This window comes from Halovivax sp., from assembly GCA_007119345.1.
GTDB lineage: Archaea > Halobacteriota > Halobacteria > Halobacteriales > Natrialbaceae > Halovivax.
On record SKPV01000171.1, the window covers coordinates 1 to 15,843 of the forward strand.

Annotated in this window: 14 protein-coding genes and 1 pseudogene; 2 read left to right on the forward strand and 13 right to left on the reverse strand. The window is 65.9% G+C overall.

Features of this window, described 5'->3' with window-relative positions:
• The coding region (locus QZT59_RS11530) for a hypothetical protein (RefSeq protein WP_290816086.1) at positions 1 to 734 on the forward strand (734 nt) is incomplete at its 5' end.
• Between the two features lie 18 nt (positions 735 to 752).
• Here the strand turns inward: QZT59_RS11530 and QZT59_RS11535 are convergent.
• From QZT59_RS11535 to QZT59_RS19225, 13 genes and pseudogenes are all read right to left on the reverse strand, one after another.
• Complete coding sequence (locus QZT59_RS11535) at positions 753 to 2,015, reverse strand: hypothetical protein (RefSeq protein ID WP_290816089.1); 1,263 nt, start codon at positions 2,013 to 2,015, stop codon at positions 753 to 755.
• Positions 2,016 to 2,117: 102 nt separating this feature from the next.
• Positions 2,118 to 2,933, reverse strand: coding sequence for a CheR family methyltransferase (locus QZT59_RS11540; RefSeq protein ID WP_394348651.1), 816 nt, complete (start codon positions 2,931 to 2,933; stop codon positions 2,118 to 2,120).
• Positions 2,933 to 3,448 (reverse strand): chemotaxis protein CheD, encoded by a 516-nt coding sequence (locus QZT59_RS11545; protein ID WP_290816095.1) that lies wholly within the window; start codon positions 3,446 to 3,448, stop codon positions 2,933 to 2,935. Before QZT59_RS11545 ends, QZT59_RS11540 begins: the two co-directional genes overlap by 1 nt.
• Positions 3,445 to 4,686 (reverse strand): chemotaxis protein CheC, encoded by a 1,242-nt coding sequence (locus QZT59_RS11550; protein WP_290816097.1) that lies wholly within the window; start codon positions 4,684 to 4,686, stop codon positions 3,445 to 3,447. The genes QZT59_RS11545 and QZT59_RS11550 overlap by 4 nt, the downstream gene beginning before the upstream one ends.
• Positions 4,683 to 5,288 (reverse strand): chemotaxis protein CheC, encoded by a 606-nt coding sequence (locus tag QZT59_RS11555; RefSeq protein ID WP_290816100.1) that lies wholly within the window; start codon positions 5,286 to 5,288, stop codon positions 4,683 to 4,685. The genes QZT59_RS11550 and QZT59_RS11555 overlap by 4 nt, the downstream gene beginning before the upstream one ends.
• A gap of 46 nt (positions 5,289 to 5,334) precedes the next feature.
• On the reverse strand, positions 5,335 to 9,987 hold the full coding sequence (locus QZT59_RS11560) for an ATP-binding protein (protein ID WP_290816103.1): 4,653 nt from the start codon (positions 9,985 to 9,987) through the stop codon (positions 5,335 to 5,337).
• A complete protein-coding gene (gene cheB / locus QZT59_RS11565; protein ID WP_290816106.1) occupies positions 9,980 to 11,137 on the reverse strand; it encodes a chemotaxis-specific protein-glutamate methyltransferase CheB in 1,158 nt (385 codons plus the stop codon). The genes QZT59_RS11560 and cheB overlap by 8 nt, the downstream gene beginning before the upstream one ends.
• Positions 11,134 to 11,496, reverse strand: a complete 363-nt coding sequence (gene cheY, locus QZT59_RS11570; RefSeq protein WP_290816108.1) for a chemotaxis protein CheY — start codon at positions 11,494 to 11,496, stop codon at positions 11,134 to 11,136. Before cheY ends, cheB begins: the two co-directional genes overlap by 4 nt.
• Positions 11,497 to 11,905: 409 nt before the next feature.
• On the reverse strand, positions 11,906 to 12,709 hold the full coding sequence (locus QZT59_RS11575; RefSeq protein WP_290816111.1) for a chemotaxis protein CheW: 804 nt from the start codon (positions 12,707 to 12,709) through the stop codon (positions 11,906 to 11,908).
• A 214-nt stretch (positions 12,710 to 12,923) separates the two neighbouring features.
• Positions 12,924 to 13,694, reverse strand: a complete 771-nt coding sequence (locus QZT59_RS11580) for a DUF5803 family protein (RefSeq protein ID WP_290816114.1) — start codon at positions 13,692 to 13,694, stop codon at positions 12,924 to 12,926.
• Between the two features lie 21 nt (positions 13,695 to 13,715).
• Positions 13,716 to 14,390: a DUF2110 family protein gene (locus QZT59_RS11585; protein WP_290816117.1), complete on the reverse strand. Its 675-nt coding sequence runs from the start codon at positions 14,388 to 14,390 to the stop codon at positions 13,716 to 13,718.
• Entirely contained in the window at positions 14,390 to 14,914 is a 525-nt protein-coding gene (locus QZT59_RS11590; RefSeq protein WP_290816120.1) for a transcription factor, read from the reverse strand. Before QZT59_RS11590 ends, QZT59_RS11585 begins: the two co-directional genes overlap by 1 nt.
• Positions 14,915 to 15,045: 131 nt before the next feature.
• Positions 15,046 to 15,284, reverse strand: a pseudogene (locus QZT59_RS19225) (DNA protection protein DPS); the annotation flags it as partial.
• A gap of 320 nt (positions 15,285 to 15,604) precedes the next feature.
• On the opposite strand from QZT59_RS19225, the gene QZT59_RS11595 reads away from it, so the two are divergent.
• Positions 15,605 to 15,843, forward strand: a 239-nt coding sequence (locus QZT59_RS11595; RefSeq protein WP_290816123.1) for a twin-arginine translocation signal domain-containing protein, incomplete at its 3' end; no start/stop codon positions are given.

Genomic DNA, 15,843 nt, shown 5'->3' on the forward strand with positions numbered 1-15,843 from the left:
ACGATCGAGGAGGGATCGTGATGTTCGACGAACGTGGCGTGAGCGAAGTGGTCGGGTTCGTCATCGTCTTCGGCCTCATCATCGGCTCCGTCGGCATCCTCTACGTGAGTGGCTTTAGCGCGATGGAGGATTTCCAGGAGGGCGAACAGACCAAGAACGCGGAGCGTGCGCTCGATGCGATGGCCGAGAACTTCAACGACATCCAACGGAATGACGGCATCAACACCCGGTCGAGCGAGTTGAATTTGCGGGGCGGTACGATCCAGACGGATACTAACGAGACGAACATGACGTTGACCGTAAGGGAAGGTGGCGTTGAAATATACGATAACGAACTATCGCTCGGCGCATTCACGTACGAGCATGACGGCGCCAAATTCGCCTATCACGGAGGCGGTGTCTTCCGTGAAACCGAGGAGGGCGGATTCGCCGTCCGGGACCCGCCGATCAAGTGTAAAGACGATAATCGAGCGATCGTCTCGCTCGCGGTGGTGGAAGGTGACGATGTCCGTGTCATGGCCTCCGGCGGCCGCGAAATCACCGCATCAAAACAGGGCAAGGCGGAGGTGTATACGGGTGACGAGGTCGATATTACAATAGAAGACTCAACGTTCGACGACGGCTGGGATAGGTTCCTCGACGACTGGGGAGAGAACGGAGATTATAGTTGCGGTGAAGAGGACGAGGGTCACGTTGTCGTCAGAATAACGACTATCAACATCAGTTACGACTGACCACTGACGAACCTCACGCTACCTGGCGCTTCCGTCCCAATCTCCGGACAGCATCGCTCGCAAGCCGGCCCGCGAAACCAGTTCCTGCACCCGTTCCGCCCGATCCGCCACGCTCCCCGACGTGTTCACGTACAACCCGTTCTCGAGTCGCTCGTAGGCCGCCCACCGCGATCCGTCTTCGTCGACTGGGTCGTCGCCGAGCACGACGTCACCGTCGTCCGGGCCCCAGGGGATCCGCACGCCTCGGAGTCCGCGCTCGAAGCAGTACTCGGTCGCTTCGGCCAGCGCGCCGGCGGACGTCGAGTGGCCGACGGCTCCGATCGAGCCGCGGTCGGTGAAGAACCGGACGACGAATTCGCCCTCGACGTCGTCGGCGGGCGGGACGCGATCGGCGGGTGGGTTCTCGTCGGGCGGTCCCTGATCGGCGGATGCATCCGCCGCCGCCTGCTCGCTTGTCGACGCATCCCCCCGCGCGCTCGCGGAATCGGACGCTCCGGTGTCCATCGCCCGCCCCGATGGGGGCCCAGGGGACGGCGCATCAGTACTGGCACCACCCGCTACCGAGTCAGTCCGGCCTCCGTCAGATGGCACGCCAGGGCCGTCCTCGCAGCGGCCGTCGTGATCCGGAGATGCCGTCGCGTGCTCCCGGTTGACGGGCGAGTCCGCACCCAGCGATCGGACGACGTCGTCGACGAAGCGTCCCGCATCGTCGAGGAGGGTCCGCGTTCCGATGTCACCAGCCGTCTCCGCGACGAGGTCGGCGACCCTCGCCGCCACGTCGTCACGCCGTACGGCCAGCCGTCTGGCGGAGACCTCGCGCGCCGTCGAGCGGGCGAGACGTCGATCGAGTCGCTCCCTCGTGAAGTGAGAGAGCGATCCGACGTGGTCCGGGAGCGACTCGAGGTCGACGGCGAGTCGGTCGGCGCCCCGATCGCCCGCCAGAAAGACGAACTCCCGTCCGGTGGTGTATATCGCCCGATCCACGCCCGTCGCGGCCATCAGCTCGAGGAGTTGTCGCTCAGCGCCGCCCCGGAGGGTGCGGTCTGCGGGTTCGACCGCGACGTAGACCGCGGGCGTCGTTCCGTCCTCGCCCGCTCGGAGGAGCGCGGCGAGCTCGACGCCGCGGACGGCGACGTCGTGTTCGCGAGCGTCGTCGTCCCAGCCGAGGGCGGCGAGCAGCGGGTCGACGAGCCACTCGCGGGTCGTCGCCGCGGCGGTCGGCGGCTCCGACGCCAGCACGGACTCGGCCCGCCGCACGTACCGGCCGACGCGTTCGTCCATCTGTGCCCGCGTACTCGCCGGGCGCTCATGTATCGAACGGTAGCCGACGGGCTCGGGGCGGTGTGGGTGGCCGTCGACTCGTCGGTCCCGAGACGCCACGCGTCAGTGTGTCGCCTCGACGGATTCGAGTTGGTAAATTCGAAGTCGGCCGTCGTGGACGGCAAAATCGGACTTCATCTGGGGCGGGATCGTTTCGGCCTTCCCGATCACCAGGTAGCCCCCGGGGCGCAGCGAATCCGCGATCGTCTCGAGCATCGACTCTTTGTACTCGTTGTCGATGTATATAAACAGATTTCGACAGATGACGAGGTCGAAGCCGGACTTCGGCTCGTCGTTGATCAGGTCGTGGCGTTCGAAGGACACCCGCTCCTTGACGGCGTCGGCGACGTGATAGGCGCCGTCGCGGCGTTCGACGTACTGCTCGTACTCGTCCAGAAAGGACAGCTGATCGCCGATGTCCGACGTGCGCGAACGCTCGTAGACGCCGTTCCGAGCCGTCTCGAGGGCGGCTTCGCTGATGTCGGTTCCCTGAACGTAGACGCTGGAGCCGTCGATCTCCGGATCCGCGAGCGCGAGCATCCCCAGGGAGTAGGGTTCGCGGCCGTCCGCGCAGGCGGCCGACCAGGCGTGGACAGAGTCGTTCGATTCGGATAGCGAGCGAAGGACGTCTCGAATTCCCGACCAGACGTCGGGATTTCGAAAGAACCCGGTGACGTTGATCGAAAGCGAATCGAGCAGGGCGGCCTGTTCGTCCCCGTTCGCCCGCAGGAGATCGAAGTACGCCGCGTAATCGTCACGGCCGGTCCGACGCATGCGCGAGGAGATCCGCCGGTTCAGGTAACTTTCGTTGTAGTGACTCGTCGCAAACCCGAGTTCGTCCTCGACGAAGGTGAGGACGTCGGCGAACGCCTCCTCCATCACAGTTCCTTCACTCCGGTTTCCCCGTTGCCGGTCTTCACGACGAGGACTCCGGTTCCTGGCGTGAACTCGACGGTCCGGCCGTAGGTGCCGCCGACGTCCTCGGCGACCAGCGGCACGCCCAGTTTGTCGAGTTCCTCGCGCGCCGCGTCCGTGTTTCGCTGTCCGACCCCGTCGCCGAAGCTCTCGAACTCGAACATGTCGCTGCCGCCGGCGATCTTGGCCTCGACTTCCGTGTACGTGGCGCCGCGCTCGACCATGCGCCGGAGCAACGCCCTGATGGCCGTATCGGCGTACTTGCCGGGTTTCGCGTCGCTGTTCTCGACGGCGTCGCCGTCGGGAAGCATCGTGTGAGCCAGCCCGCCGATACCGGAATCGGACTCGTAGAGGGCGATCGCCAGACAGGATCCGAGACCGTAGGACTTCAGGGTGTCCTCGCCCTCGCTGACGACCAGCTCGGAGATGCCGACCTGGACCGGTTCCGGTGCGCCGGGTTCGGTGCCGTAGGTCTTCATGAGCCTTCGATCTCTCCGAATTCGGCGGTCGTCGGGGTGTCTTCGATGCGATCGACGTCGAGATCGTTCAGGGCCCGCTCCAGGTCGTCCTCGTCGGGAATCGCGTAGACCTCACAATCGAACTCCCGCCCGTCCGCGACCACCATCGTGTCGAAGACGAACGCGTAGTCCTGGTTCTCGCCGAGTTGGATGATGACGGGATCGACCGCGGCGGCGCCGATGTCGTGGATGAACTCGGGGGTCGAGTGATCGATCGTCGTATCGAGGACGTTCGCCCAGCCGTCGAGAAAGCCGCTGGCCATGATGTTTCCCAGCTCCATGATGGCGCTTTTGCCCATCTGATCGAACTCGTCGGTGTCGTCGTCGCTCCCGGTCGGGACCATCGCCTCGATGATCTCTCTGGCCGAGTCCTCGTCGAATAGAAACAGGAGGTAGCCGCTCGGCGTTCCGTCGAACTCGAACGCGACGCCGACGAGCGTCTCGTTGGCCACCTCCTCCGGAATGGTCTCCAGGGAGACGAAGTTCAGCCGGCGGATCTCCACGCTGGTTTCGATCCCGGTCAAGGTCGTCGCCGTGTTGGCGACCTCGTCGGCGCCCTGTTCGGCCATCCGGTCGAATCCGTCGAGTTTGTCGTACTCGATCCCGTCGCTGGTTCGCAGCCGCTCGAGGAGGTCGGCCATCGAGTCGTGCTCGGGGAAGAGGTAGTGACGGAACCCGGTCTCGGTGCCGACCGCGTCGATGTGGCTCTGGAAGACGAGGGCGAGATCGTCGGCGCTCGGCGCTTCGTCGATGTCGCCGAAGAAGGTCTCGGCCGACTTCCCCTCGACGAACTCCGGCGTCGTCACGTCGATCACGGTCTCGAGGACGTCCGCCCAGCCGTCGATGAAGCCGTTGTTCATGATCTGGCCGACCTCGGTGGCGGCCGATCGGCTGAGCTCGTCGAACTCGTCGGTTTCCGACTCCGAGAGAAGCGTCTGGACGACCGAGAGGGCGCTCTCGCGGTCGAAAACCACGATCGAGTGGCCGTCGATGCCGCCCGAGAGCTCGACGCGGATGCCGACCTTCTCGGCCCCGTCCTCGAAGTCCGTGCGGATCTCGGTGCCCCGCATGAAGTTGAGCTTCGTGACCCCGACTTGCGTCTCGACTCCCGTCATCTGAGTCAACCGACCGGCCGCGATCCCGGCACCCTCTCGGGCCATGCGGTAGAACGTCCCGAGGGCGTTGACGTCGAGTCTCATGCGGTGTGAGTTTCGAGCCCGTTGACCATCGCGACGAACTCCTCCAGGTCGGGGAAGGCGTAGATCTCCGCTTCGATCTGGTAGCTCGGTACCGTGAGGTTCGAATCGAAGAACAGCGCCAGGTCGTCCCCGCCGAGACCAGCGGTTCGAACGACGATATCGCCGGCGGGCGCGTACACCAGCTGCGGCGCCGCCGTGTCGATCGCGCGACCGAGGACGTCCGCCCAGCCGTCGATGAAGCCGCTGGCCATCATGTTGCCCATCTCCTCGACGGCGCTTCTGGCCATCTTGCCGGAGACGTTGTCCATGTCATCGACCACGTCGCGCAGCATGAGCGCCGTGATCTTCTTCGCGCTCGCCTCGGGAAAGAGGATCAGAATGTGACCGTGTGGCTCGTCCAGGAGGCGGACGCGAACGCCCACCCGTTTGCCCGCGTCGAGCTGGGACTTGATGTCCTGGACGTCGATGAAGTTCGTCTTCGTGACCTCCATTCGGGCGTCTTCGCCGGTCAGCTTGCTCAAGTTGTCGGCGACACCGTTGGTGCCGACCTTCGCCATCTCGTTAATGAAGCTCAACTTCCGAATGTCAACTTTTAGCGTCATATCGTTCGAATCCTCCGTCGGTTAGTTCCGATTTGCTCGTCCATGGTTATAAGGTTGTTACGTCCAGGATGGTGACGACCTCCCCGCGACCGCGGACGGTCGCTCCGCTCAGTCCGGGGACGTCGCGGATGAAGCCCTCGAAGGGCTTGACGACGACCTCCTGGCGGCCCTGCACGTCGTCACAGTGCAGCGCCACCTCTCGGACGTCGCCGCGGATTCGGACGACCATCCCGTCGCCGTTGGCCCCGGTCCCGGCCGCGCCCATCGCCTCTCCCAGTTCGATCACCGGCAGTGCCTCGTCGCCGGCGTCGTAGACGAGTCCATCGTCGCTCCGGCCGACGAGTGCGGCGTCGGCGATATCGTCGATGACCTTCACCGGGACGCCGAACTGCTCGCCGCCGCTCTCGACGAAGAGGACGTCGTCGATCGCGACGCTCACGGGCAGGGTCATCCGCACCGTCGTCCCCTCGCCGGGTTCGCTCTCGACGACCACGTGACCGTTGAGTTCGTCGACGGTTCGTCTGACGACGTCCATGCCCACGCCCCGGCCGCTGACGTCGGTCACCTCGTCGGCCGTCGACAGCCCCGGGTGGAAGACGAGATCGTAGACCTCGTCGTTCGAAAGGGCGTCGGCCTCCGACTCGGTGAGGACGTCCGCGGCCACCGCCTCGTCGCGAATGCGCTCGGCCTCGAGACCGCTCCCGTCGTCGCTGATCTCGATCGTGACGCGGTCTCGCGAGCGCTCGGCGCTGAGCGTAATCGACCCTTCGGGCGGTTTGCCCGCATCCTCCCTGGTCTCTGGATCTTCGATCCCGTGGTCGACGGCGTTGCGAACCAGGTGGATCAACGGATCGCCGATCCGGTCGAGGATACTGCGGTCCAGTTCGACGTGTTCGTTCTCCTGATCGAACGTGATCCGCTTGCCCTGTTCCCGAGCCAGGTCTCGGACGACGCGGGGCAGCCGGTTCGTCACCGTCTGCAACGGGACGAGCCGGACGTCCATCACCGTCTCCTGGAGTTCGGCCGTGATGTCCTCGAGGTCGTCGAGTTCGCGTTCGAGCGTTTCGAAGTCCTCGCGAGCGTCCACGGCCGTCCGCAACCGCACGCGGGACGTGACGAGCCCCTCGACCAGCTGCAAGAGCGTGTCGATCTGCTCGTTGTCCACGCGAACGGATTGGGCGTGGTCGCCCATCTCCTCGGCCGCCTCCTGGTCGATCTGCTCTGGAATGTCGATGTCCGGAATCGCCATCTCCGAGAGCTCGTCGAGGAGGCGGGCGATGTCCGACTCCCCTCCGTCGTCCGCCTCGTCGCCGAACGACGTCGTTTCGCCCGGATCGAAATCGTCCTCGGCCGGACCGAACGACCCCGAGACGTCGTCCGCATCCACGTCGTCGAACGAATCGTCGATCGTAGCGGCGTCGCCGAACGAATCGTCCGCACCAGTCGCTCCGAACGCGTCGTCTACGGGCTCCTCGATGTCAGAAAGGACGTCGAGCTCGGCGTCGACCGACGCGAACGCGTCGTCGTCTTCGGACGACGCGGTCGCATCGAGGTCTTCGTCTTCGGACAACCCCGCGACCGCGTAGTCGAGATCGTCGTCGAGCGCGTCGATCGAATCGTCGGGCCCGAATTCGACGTCGTCGAGGTCCCCGACCGGATCGAACGCATCGTCGGCGGTCCCGAAGTCGTCGATCGAGTCCTCGCCGACTTCGTCATCGACCTCCGGCGCTGTCTCGTCCGCGGTATCTTCGACGGGTTCGCCCGGCCCCCGTCGGGGTTCCGCCTCGACCGCGCCGGCATCGGCCTCGGCGGGAACGTCATCAGCTTCCGTGTCTTCGTCCGTTTCGACACTGGCCTCGGCAGTGGTATCACCGACGTCCGTCGCCGAGTCAGCCTCGACGGTAACGTCCTCGGCGTCAGGTTCCGCCTCGGAATCCACCGCGACCCCGTCCTCGGCGTCCCCCTCATCCTCCTCGGCCTCGGCCGGGTCGTCCGTCCGTTCGGCGGTCGCTTCCACGTCAGCTGCGTCCGGTTCGACGGCGGCCGAATCGGGGTCGACGCGCCCGGGTTCGTCATCTTTCCCGTCGGCGTCCTCGTCCTCATCGACGACACGATCCCAGTCGACGTCCGGCCCGGCGTCGGAATCGGACGACCCGGCATCAGTCGAGGCGGCGTCCGCCGACTCGTCGGCGCCACTTTCGTCGGCGGGTTCATCGCCCGACTGACCGTCCGCCGCGTCGGTGGATCCGATTTCCGATTCGCCGTCGAACAGGCCGTCGAATTCGGCGTCTCCCGCGAGGTCGTCGACGGGCATGTCGACCGCGTCCTCGTCGAACGTGGCTTCGATGCCGTCCTCGTCGGATGCTGCATCCGTGGACGACTCGGGGCTATCGGCCGTGATCGCATCATCGTCACCCACGGTCCGCTCTCCTTCGTCCACGTCCGTCGCCGGCTCTCCGTCGACATCGTCGGTCGCGGGCCCTTCCTCGACCTCGTCCGGTCCGGGCCTTTCCTCGACCTCGTCCGTCTCCGGCTCTCCCTCGACGTCGTCGGTTGCCGGCTCTCCCTCGACGTCGTCGGTTGCCGGCTCTCCTTCGTCCACGTCCGTCGCCGGCGCTTCCGCGGCGTCGTCAGGAAGCCCTTCGTCAGCCGATCCGGGTTCGTCGACGTCGTCTTTGGACTGGTCATCGTCCTCAGCGAGAGCGGGTTTGCGCTCGATCTCGTCGGCTTCTGTCGGCGCGATCGCCGGCTCGTCCGATGTCGCCTCGACGGCGTCGACCGATTCGACGGAATCAGTCGCTCCCGCCGCCCCCGCCACCGGTTCGTCGTCGGCGGCGGATCCGACACCCACATCGTCGCGATCAGCTTCGAAGGGCTCTGCGTCCGAATCGACATCCACCTGTCCATCAGCGGACGCCACGACGGGCCCGTCGGCGACGTCGCCCTCGTCTTCGTCCGACTCCGTCGTCGAGTCCTCGGTCGGCTCCGATGGATCGGTCGAAGGGCCACCAAACAGGGCGTCGGCGAACGCCGAGGACTCCTCGGAGTCAGTCGGCGAATCGGCCTCCGCATCGGCCGCGTCGACGCCGTCGGCCTCGGCCGTCGTCGCCGGATCGTCAGTTCCCGACTGTGCGTTGGAAACCCAACCGGGAGTCGTCGAGGTCGACTCCGGCTCCCGAGCGTCCCCCGCTTCCACATCGACACCGGCGTCCTGGGTCGACTCGTCGACCTCGTCGTCTACGACAGCGTCGTCACGTTCGTCGGCGCCGACCTCCGCTTCGTCATCATCACCGGCCCCCTCTTCCGCTTCGTCGTCGAAACGGTCGTCGAAACCGTCGTCACCCGTCGCCTGGGCACCCTCGTCCGCGACGGCCTCGGCTGCGGGTTCTGCGTCCGCGACGGCCTCGGCTGCGGGTTCTTCGATCGAATCGAAGGTGTCGCTTCCGGTGACGCGGTCGGTCGGTCGCTCCTCGCCGGTCGGAGTGGATTCCGGTTCCCAGCCTGCGTCACCCTCCAGGAACGTTGGATCGTCGGGATCGACGTCGCCGCCGAGGAGTTCGTCCATCCCGATCTCGTCGTCGCTGTCGAACTGGTCGAATTCGAGTTCGTCCAGCTCCGCTTGCAGCTCGTCGAAGCCGACCATCTCGACTTCCTCTTTCAACTCCTGGAAGACCGCGCTCGCATCTTCGACCTCGTCGTCTGCGTCGTCCGCCCGATCGCCGACATCGGCCGCGGCCGGACCGTCCGCCGCGGTCGATTCGGACGGCGAATCCGCCTCGACGATGTCGTCGAAGGAACCGGCAGGGCCGATGTCGTCGAACTCGCTGACGTCGTCGATCTCCTCGGCGAGCGCGTCGATGTCGTCGAGCTCCTCGAACTCCTCGAGGAGTTCATCGACGGACAGTTCGTTGGCCTCGTTGCTGGAGAGGTCGGGGGACATCGACGAATCGATCGGATCGGCTCCGTCCGACGACGTCGCCGCCGCGTCGAAGCGGTCGGTCACCTTCGCGATTTCGAAGTCGGCGACCGCTTCTACCGGCTCCAGCGCGGCCGCGATCGCCGCCTCCCCGACGGCGGTCGCGAAGACGGCGTCGATCCGGCTCCCGTACTCTCGGTTCTCGATCGCGGTGCGGGACGGATCCGTCCCCAGCAGATCGAACGCGTCGATCAGCGCCTCGATCACGACGAGCCCGTTGTTCAGCTGCCCGGACTCGGGGATCGCCATCCGGACCAGAAACGCTTCGTGTTCGGGGTCCGACGGCGGGTCGAATCGAGCGATCGTCGCGTCTATCTCGCCGTCGCTCGGTGGCGTGACCCGCATCGCGGCCTCCGAGAGCGGCGCACGCAGCGCTGCGATCGTATCCGCAGGGTCCGTTTCGATGTCGCCCTCGAGGGCGACCTCCTCGACCATCACGTCGAGGGCGTCGACCGCGTCGAAGACGGTGTCCATCAACTCGGAGGTTACTTCGACCTCGCCGGCACGGACGCCGTCGAGCAGGTCCTCCAGTGCGTGGGCCAGGTCGCTCGCGCGCTCGAGACCCATCGCACCGCTGTTGCCCTTCAGGGTGTGGGCGGTCCGGAAGATCCGGTCGAGGACCGCCTCGTCGTCGGGCGATCGCTCGAGTTCGAGCAGTAGGTTGTTCAGTTCGGTGATGTTCTCTTCGCTCTCCTCGACAAAATCGCGCCAGTAGTCATCCATGGCTCTCACCTTCCACCGAGAAAGCGTCGACGAGTCGGGCGGGGAGGTCGTCCGCGGGAGCGATCTCGTCGACGGCACCCGTCTCGATCGCTTTCTGTGGGATCCCGAAGACCGGACTGGACCGCTCGTCCTGGGCGAACGTCCGACCGCCCGCGGCCGCGATCGCCTCGATCCCGGCGGCGCCGTCGCGGCCCATCCCGGTCAACACGACCCCGGCCAGCGGATCCGAAACCGTTTCGGCGGCCGTGCGCATCGTCACGTCGATCGAGGGTCGAACGCCGTGGATTCGCTCGCCGTCGTCGAGTTCGACCCGTATTTCGCCGTCGACGTTCTCCGCGATCTCCAGGTGCGAGCCGCCCGGGGCGACGACCGCTTCGCCGCCCCCGACGAGGTCATCCTCGCCCGCTTCACGGACGTCGTACTCGCTGGTCGCGTCCAGTCGGTCCGCGAATCGCCGCGTGAATTCGGCCGGCATGTGCTGGACGATCACGATCTTCGCTTCGAGCGCTCGCGGTAACGTTGCCAGCAGCCGTTCGAGAATCCGCGGTCCACCCGTCGACGCGCCGACGATCACGGTAGGATCGTCGACGGTTTCTCGGTCGACGGTCACGGTCGTGGATTTCCCCGCGCTCCGATCGCCAGAGCCGCGTCGGCGCTCGTCCGGCCCGGTGGCGGCGCCGCCGGCCACCGCGCGTCGCCGGCGGGCCGACCCCGCACGGTGGGCCGCAGCCGTCGCCCGCGCCAGCGCCAGGGACGACACGTCGGCGCTTGCGAGGTCGTCGACCGTTTCGAGCACGGAGTCGATCAGGTTCGCGAGATTTTCCTCGCGGGAGCCGTCCGGCTTCTGGAGGAACTCCATCGCGCCTCGGCCCAGGGCGTCGAGGGTCGCCTCGGCGCCGGCTTCGGTGTGAGCGCTGAGCATCACGATCGCGGTCGGGTTCGTGGACATGATTCGTTCGACGGCATCGATACCGCTCATCCCCGGCATCTCGACGTCCATCGTCACGACGTCCGGCTCGAACGAGGTCGCGGCCTCGACGGCCGATTCGCCGTCCGCGACCGACTTCACCTCGTAGCCCGCGTTGGCCAGGGCGTCGCCGACGACGGTTCGAACGAACCGGGAGTCGTCGACGACGAGTACGCGCGTCATGCAGCGACGACGTCGGCGAGTGCCTTGCGGACGCTCGGCTCCTCGAACGGTTTCGTCACGTAGCCGTCCGCACCGGCCTTGACGGCGAGTTTCATCTTCTCGCGCTGCCCGACGCTCGTGCACATGATGACCCGCGAGGTGGGATCGAGCTTCTTGATCGCCGCCGTCGCTTTGATGCCGTTACACTTCGGCATCACGATGTCCATCATCACGATGTCGGGGCTCTCTTCTTTGTACAGTTTCACCGCCTCGGCTCCGTTCGACGCCTCGCCTACGATGCGATAATCCTCTTCCAATATCTGGCGCAGCAGATTACGCATAAAATGGGAGTCGTCGACGATGAGCACCCCTTTCGACATTTAGTTGTACACCAACACCCGATAGAAATACGACGACCATAAATGCTGTCTCCCGATTATCAGACGTGATAAGCGTCGTCCGAAGGGCCCGACGGTGAGGTTCCGACCCCGACTCGGTTATTCAACGGGTCGGTGTCGTACCACAACCGCGAACAGTTTCGAAACGGGCGGTCCTCGACGGCGGCTACCAACCCCAGCGTCGCACTCGAGGTTCACTCAATCTCGAATTGAATCGGTCGGATCGGGTCGGATCGGGTCGGATCAGTCGGATCGGTCGGATCGGCGAGTGCGAGCGGACGCCTGCGGTGACGACCAGCTTACCTTCCAACGGTCCCATCGGATCGCTGGGTTCGCTAGGAAAATGAATGCGCTCGATTCCCGATCGAATCGAGAGCGGATGCGGTGACGTTCACTGCCCACCGGCAGCGCCGACGTTCTCGAGGTCCGACTCGGCCACGCGACCCGACGCGAGGAGCAGTCGATCCACGTCGAGCAGCGGCGTGACCTCGACTTCGACGTCCGCCTGAACGGGCTCCGGTTCGGACTCTTCGGGGGCTTCTTCCTCCTCGAGCGAGAATTCGTCGACCTCGACACCGAACTCGTCGTCGACGTTCGTCGAACGACCGCCGTGGAGTCGGTCGGTTATCGATTCCGTCGGCCCGTCCGTTTCGGCAGTCTCCGGCGACGCGGGCCCGGAGGCGATCGCGTCGACGACCAGGTCCCGGGCTCGGCGCTCTCGGCGAATCAATCCGACGACGAGCGGGTGCGCCAGCGCCGTTCCGTCGATCTCGTCGGGGTCGAACTCGTCGACCCCGAGCAGATCGTCTTCGGGGACGGCTTCGACGCCGTGAATCTCGTCGACCACGATCGCGGCCGGTTGATCGGGTCGGTCGAACACCAGCAGGCTCGCGGTCGCCGACGGACCGCCGCTGTCGGGGAAGTGTACGTGGGGGTCGACGAGAACGGTGATCTGGCCGCGGATGTCGGTGATGCCGTCGATGGCGGGCGGCGTCCGCGGAATCCGCGTCCTCTCCGCGGGCGGATCCGTGACCGCGCGAACGTCCGCCACCGGAATCGCCAGCTCGTGCCTGCCGATCTCCAGGAAGAGAAACCGGTGGAAGGTTCGTTCCTCCTCGTCCCCACCGCCCGATCCATCACCCTCTCGGTCCCCGTCCGCCGACCCGAGAAGTCCGTCGGGGAGATCCGAAGACATGTTCGTACTGCCGTATTACAGCGCATGCTTAAAACTGTGACCCCCGCCACCGTCGACGTTTGCCGCCCCCGAAACCGTCTGCCACCGTCGACGTTCGCCGCCCCCGAAACCGTCTGCCACCGTCGACGTTCGCCGCCCCCGAAACCGTCTGCCACGACGGGCTCACCCGTGGCGCTTCGTTCGGCCATCGACGGATTCGCCGCCCACCGGGGGGTCAGCGGAATCCCGGTGGCGGTTTCCGGTCGTCGTCCTCGACGTCGACCTCGAGGCCGAGTTCCTCTCGCTGGCGACGGAGCCGCTTGACCTTGTAGTACGTGATGGCGAGCGCGGCGCCGCCGACCGACAGCGCGACCGCGACCAGCCCGAGGAACAGCGGGATGTCCCTGGTCCGATAGTACTGCAGATTGACCGTGCTGTCGACCTCCTCCCAGGTGATTCGCTCCCTGTCGTCGACGATCTCTCGTTCGTAACCGCTCGGACGCACCTCGCCGAGCAGGAACGCCGACGTGCGGTGACCTTCCGGGAGCGTCACGTCGTAGGATCCCGCGACGAAGGCCGGAAGCGTGAACGACTTGCGGCCGCTGTCGCCCGAGAACGCGAGCGTGCCGTTCCCGTCGGGGACCCGGACGTCGGTGCTCGTCCGACCCTGATCCACGTCGAGTTCCGAACCGGTCACCATCGTGCCGTTCGGGTACCAGTAGCGGACGGCGTGGATGTCGATCGCCTGATCCCGGTACAACGTGGATTGAGAGAGTTCGAGTTCCTCGGTCCCGTTCAGATCGTAGACCGCCCGGAACTCCCCGCTGCTGACGATCCCCGCGGACTCGACGTCGATCGCGACTGTGGCGTTTCGGTCCTTGAGGTCGTCGTACTCTTGCTCTCGATCGAGCGTCTCGTCGGAGATTCCGCCGAAGATCATCGAACAGCCCGCCAGCCCCGCGAGGAGCGCGACCGCCGCGACCGCGAGGAAGAGTCGTCGGTTCACGTTCTCACCCGCATCTCCCGGTCACGGAACCACGCAGCGTAACTCGGCGGGGAGGTACGAGCCGACGCTCGCCAGCAGACCCGGCGGGTCCGTGTCCTCGGTACAGACGACGCTCTGTTCCAGCAGCCCCAGCCGCTCGACGGTCACGTAATCCTGGGCGTGACCGGCCCGGTTCAGGGTCGCCCTGACTTCGGCCCGCGTGGCGCTGTTCACGTTCAATCGCCCGTTCCCTCGAGTCCACTCGAAGAGGCGGTCGCGTTCCGCCTCGGCCAGGCGGCTCGGTTCGTCCGCGCCCCCGTAGACGAACTCCAGCGGGAGGTGCTGGACGAGTCCGAACCGATCCCGAATCTGGCTCGGCGTCCCGGGGCCGAGCCCGAGCTCGTCGACCGGGATCCGGACGTCCTGGCCGGCGTCGAGGACGATTCCGTCCTCGTCCCAGGAATCGAGCGTCCCGACGTACGTCTCGCCGGGTCGCAGGTCCGGGACGATCTCGCCGAACTCCGCTCGAAGGACGTTTCGGGCGACGACGGCGTCCTCGCCGTCTACCGTCACGCTCGGGAAGTCGTCGTGACGGACTCCGAGGTCGACGGTCACGTCGAGGTCGCCGAGCTCGTTGTCCACGAGCGAGCGCAGCGAGTCGAGCGCCCGGTCGCGGGCGTCACCCTGTACGTACAGCTTCGTTGCGAGTACGACCATCAGGCCTCGGCGTCGATGTTGAGTTCGTCCTCGAGCTTCGCGATCCGCTCGTCCATCGATCGGACGAGCCGGTCGTTGTCCATCGCGTCCATCGGCGAACCGCACTCCGGACACTCGAAGCCGAAGTCCATCGCTTCGCCGAACTCGAATCGGATCGAGCAGATCTCACAGAGATAGAACTCGTGGGTGCGCTCGTACTCCCGGCGCCGTTCGAGCGCGTCGTGGAGCCGGTACATCTCTTCTTCGAGATTCTCCGGAATATTCTCGTACTGGAACGTCCAGAGGTAGGTCAGCCACCCGGAGTCCTCGTCGCGAAGTCGGCGGTAGGTGGCGAGGTCGTTCTCGTAGAGGATGAACAGCGCCCGGCGGACGTCGTTGAGTTCGAGGTCCAGCTCCTCGGCGAGTTCCTCGTCGGTCACCTCGCCGTCCGGCGGCGCCGCCGCGACGGGCATCCCCTTGGGACCGACCAGCTCGTGTAAGTACTTCTGGATGACCGGATCCTCGAGCAGGTCCTCAAAAGCCATTACTCCAGGGTAGTCCCAAGAGATGGTTAAGTCTTTTGAGGGCGGGCTGCCGGCTCCCGCTCGCCGCGAGCCGATCTGCCGGGTCCGTCCCCTGCGGAGTGGCCGGGAATCCGTCGGCCGGTCGCCGACGGAGGTGTGTCGTCGAACCGTCGACCGGTCGAATACGGCACGTCGCCGGGCTCTCGGACGAAGTGACCGGCGGGATAGATCTCGCCGTCGCGTTCCATCGAGCGCAGTTCGACGAACCGCGCCTCGTGCTCGACTCCATCGGGAGAATTCGCTGGGCCGTGTCCTACGTACACGGGTCCACGCCGTGAGTCACGTCGCAGAGCTCGCACCAGGCCCGGATCGCACAGCGCTCGGCCTCGAGGGTCGGTCGAACTCGGAGAACGGTCGACTTCGGCGACCGATCGAGCGCGGGAGCCGGCCGACTTCGGGTGAAAATCCGTGCAGGTCGCTCGCACGATCGACTGCGGACGGACCGTTCGCGCCGCGGCCCGACGTTCGCGACGACCCGTCCCCGCTCGAATCGCTAGCCCGCACGGGCCGACGCCCCTTCGAAGCCGCCCGCCGACAGACGCTCACAGTACTCGGTTTCCTCGGCGAAACGATTCGATAACCGGCCCTTGCGGTCAGCGGCAAGCAACTGACGGGCGTTAATACTTTTGTCAGGTCGGCTTAGCCGCGCTCATGAGTCCCAAAGAGGCACTCGATCGGCGCCAGTATCTCAAGTACGCGGGCATCACGGCCGGGGCCGCGCTCCTCGCGGGTTGTCCGGACGACGAGGGTCCCGAAGATCCGGACGATCCGGACGATCCGGACGACCCGGAAGAAGACCCGATCGGCGAAGAAGACGACGCGGAGGAAGACCCGATCGACGAGGAAGACGACGAGATGGAAGAAGACGACGAGATGGAAGAAGACGACGA

Excerpts from the sequence above, each read along its gene's own strand:
- QZT59_RS11535 (WP_290816089.1), bottom strand. The coding sequence starts at position 2,015 with ATGGACGAACGCGTCGGCCGGTACGTGCGGCGGGCCGAGTCCGTGCTG.
- QZT59_RS11540 (WP_394348651.1), bottom strand. The coding sequence starts at position 2,933 with ATGGAGGAGGCGTTCGCCGACGTCCTCACCTTCGTCGAGGACGAACTC.
- QZT59_RS11545 (WP_290816095.1), bottom strand. The coding sequence starts at position 3,448 with ATGAAGACCTACGGCACCGAACCCGGCGCACCGGAACCGGTCCAGGTC.
- QZT59_RS11550 (WP_290816097.1), bottom strand. The coding sequence starts at position 4,686 with ATGAGACTCGACGTCAACGCCCTCGGGACGTTCTACCGCATGGCCCGA.
- QZT59_RS11555 (WP_290816100.1), bottom strand. The coding sequence starts at position 5,288 with ATGACGCTAAAAGTTGACATTCGGAAGTTGAGCTTCATTAACGAGATG.
- QZT59_RS11560 (WP_290816103.1), bottom strand. The coding sequence starts at position 9,987 with ATGGATGACTACTGGCGCGATTTTGTCGAGGAGAGCGAAGAGAACATC.
- cheB (WP_290816106.1), bottom strand. The coding sequence starts at position 11,137 with ATGACGCGCGTACTCGTCGTCGACGACTCCCGGTTCGTTCGAACCGTC.
- cheY (WP_290816108.1), bottom strand. The coding sequence starts at position 11,496 with ATGTCGAAAGGGGTGCTCATCGTCGACGACTCCCATTTTATGCGTAAT.
- QZT59_RS11575 (WP_290816111.1), bottom strand. The coding sequence starts at position 12,709 with ATGTCTTCGGATCTCCCCGACGGACTTCTCGGGTCGGCGGACGGGGAC.
- QZT59_RS11585 (WP_290816117.1), bottom strand. The coding sequence starts at position 14,390 with ATGGTCGTACTCGCAACGAAGCTGTACGTACAGGGTGACGCCCGCGAC.
- QZT59_RS11590 (WP_290816120.1), bottom strand. The coding sequence starts at position 14,914 with ATGGCTTTTGAGGACCTGCTCGAGGATCCGGTCATCCAGAAGTACTTA.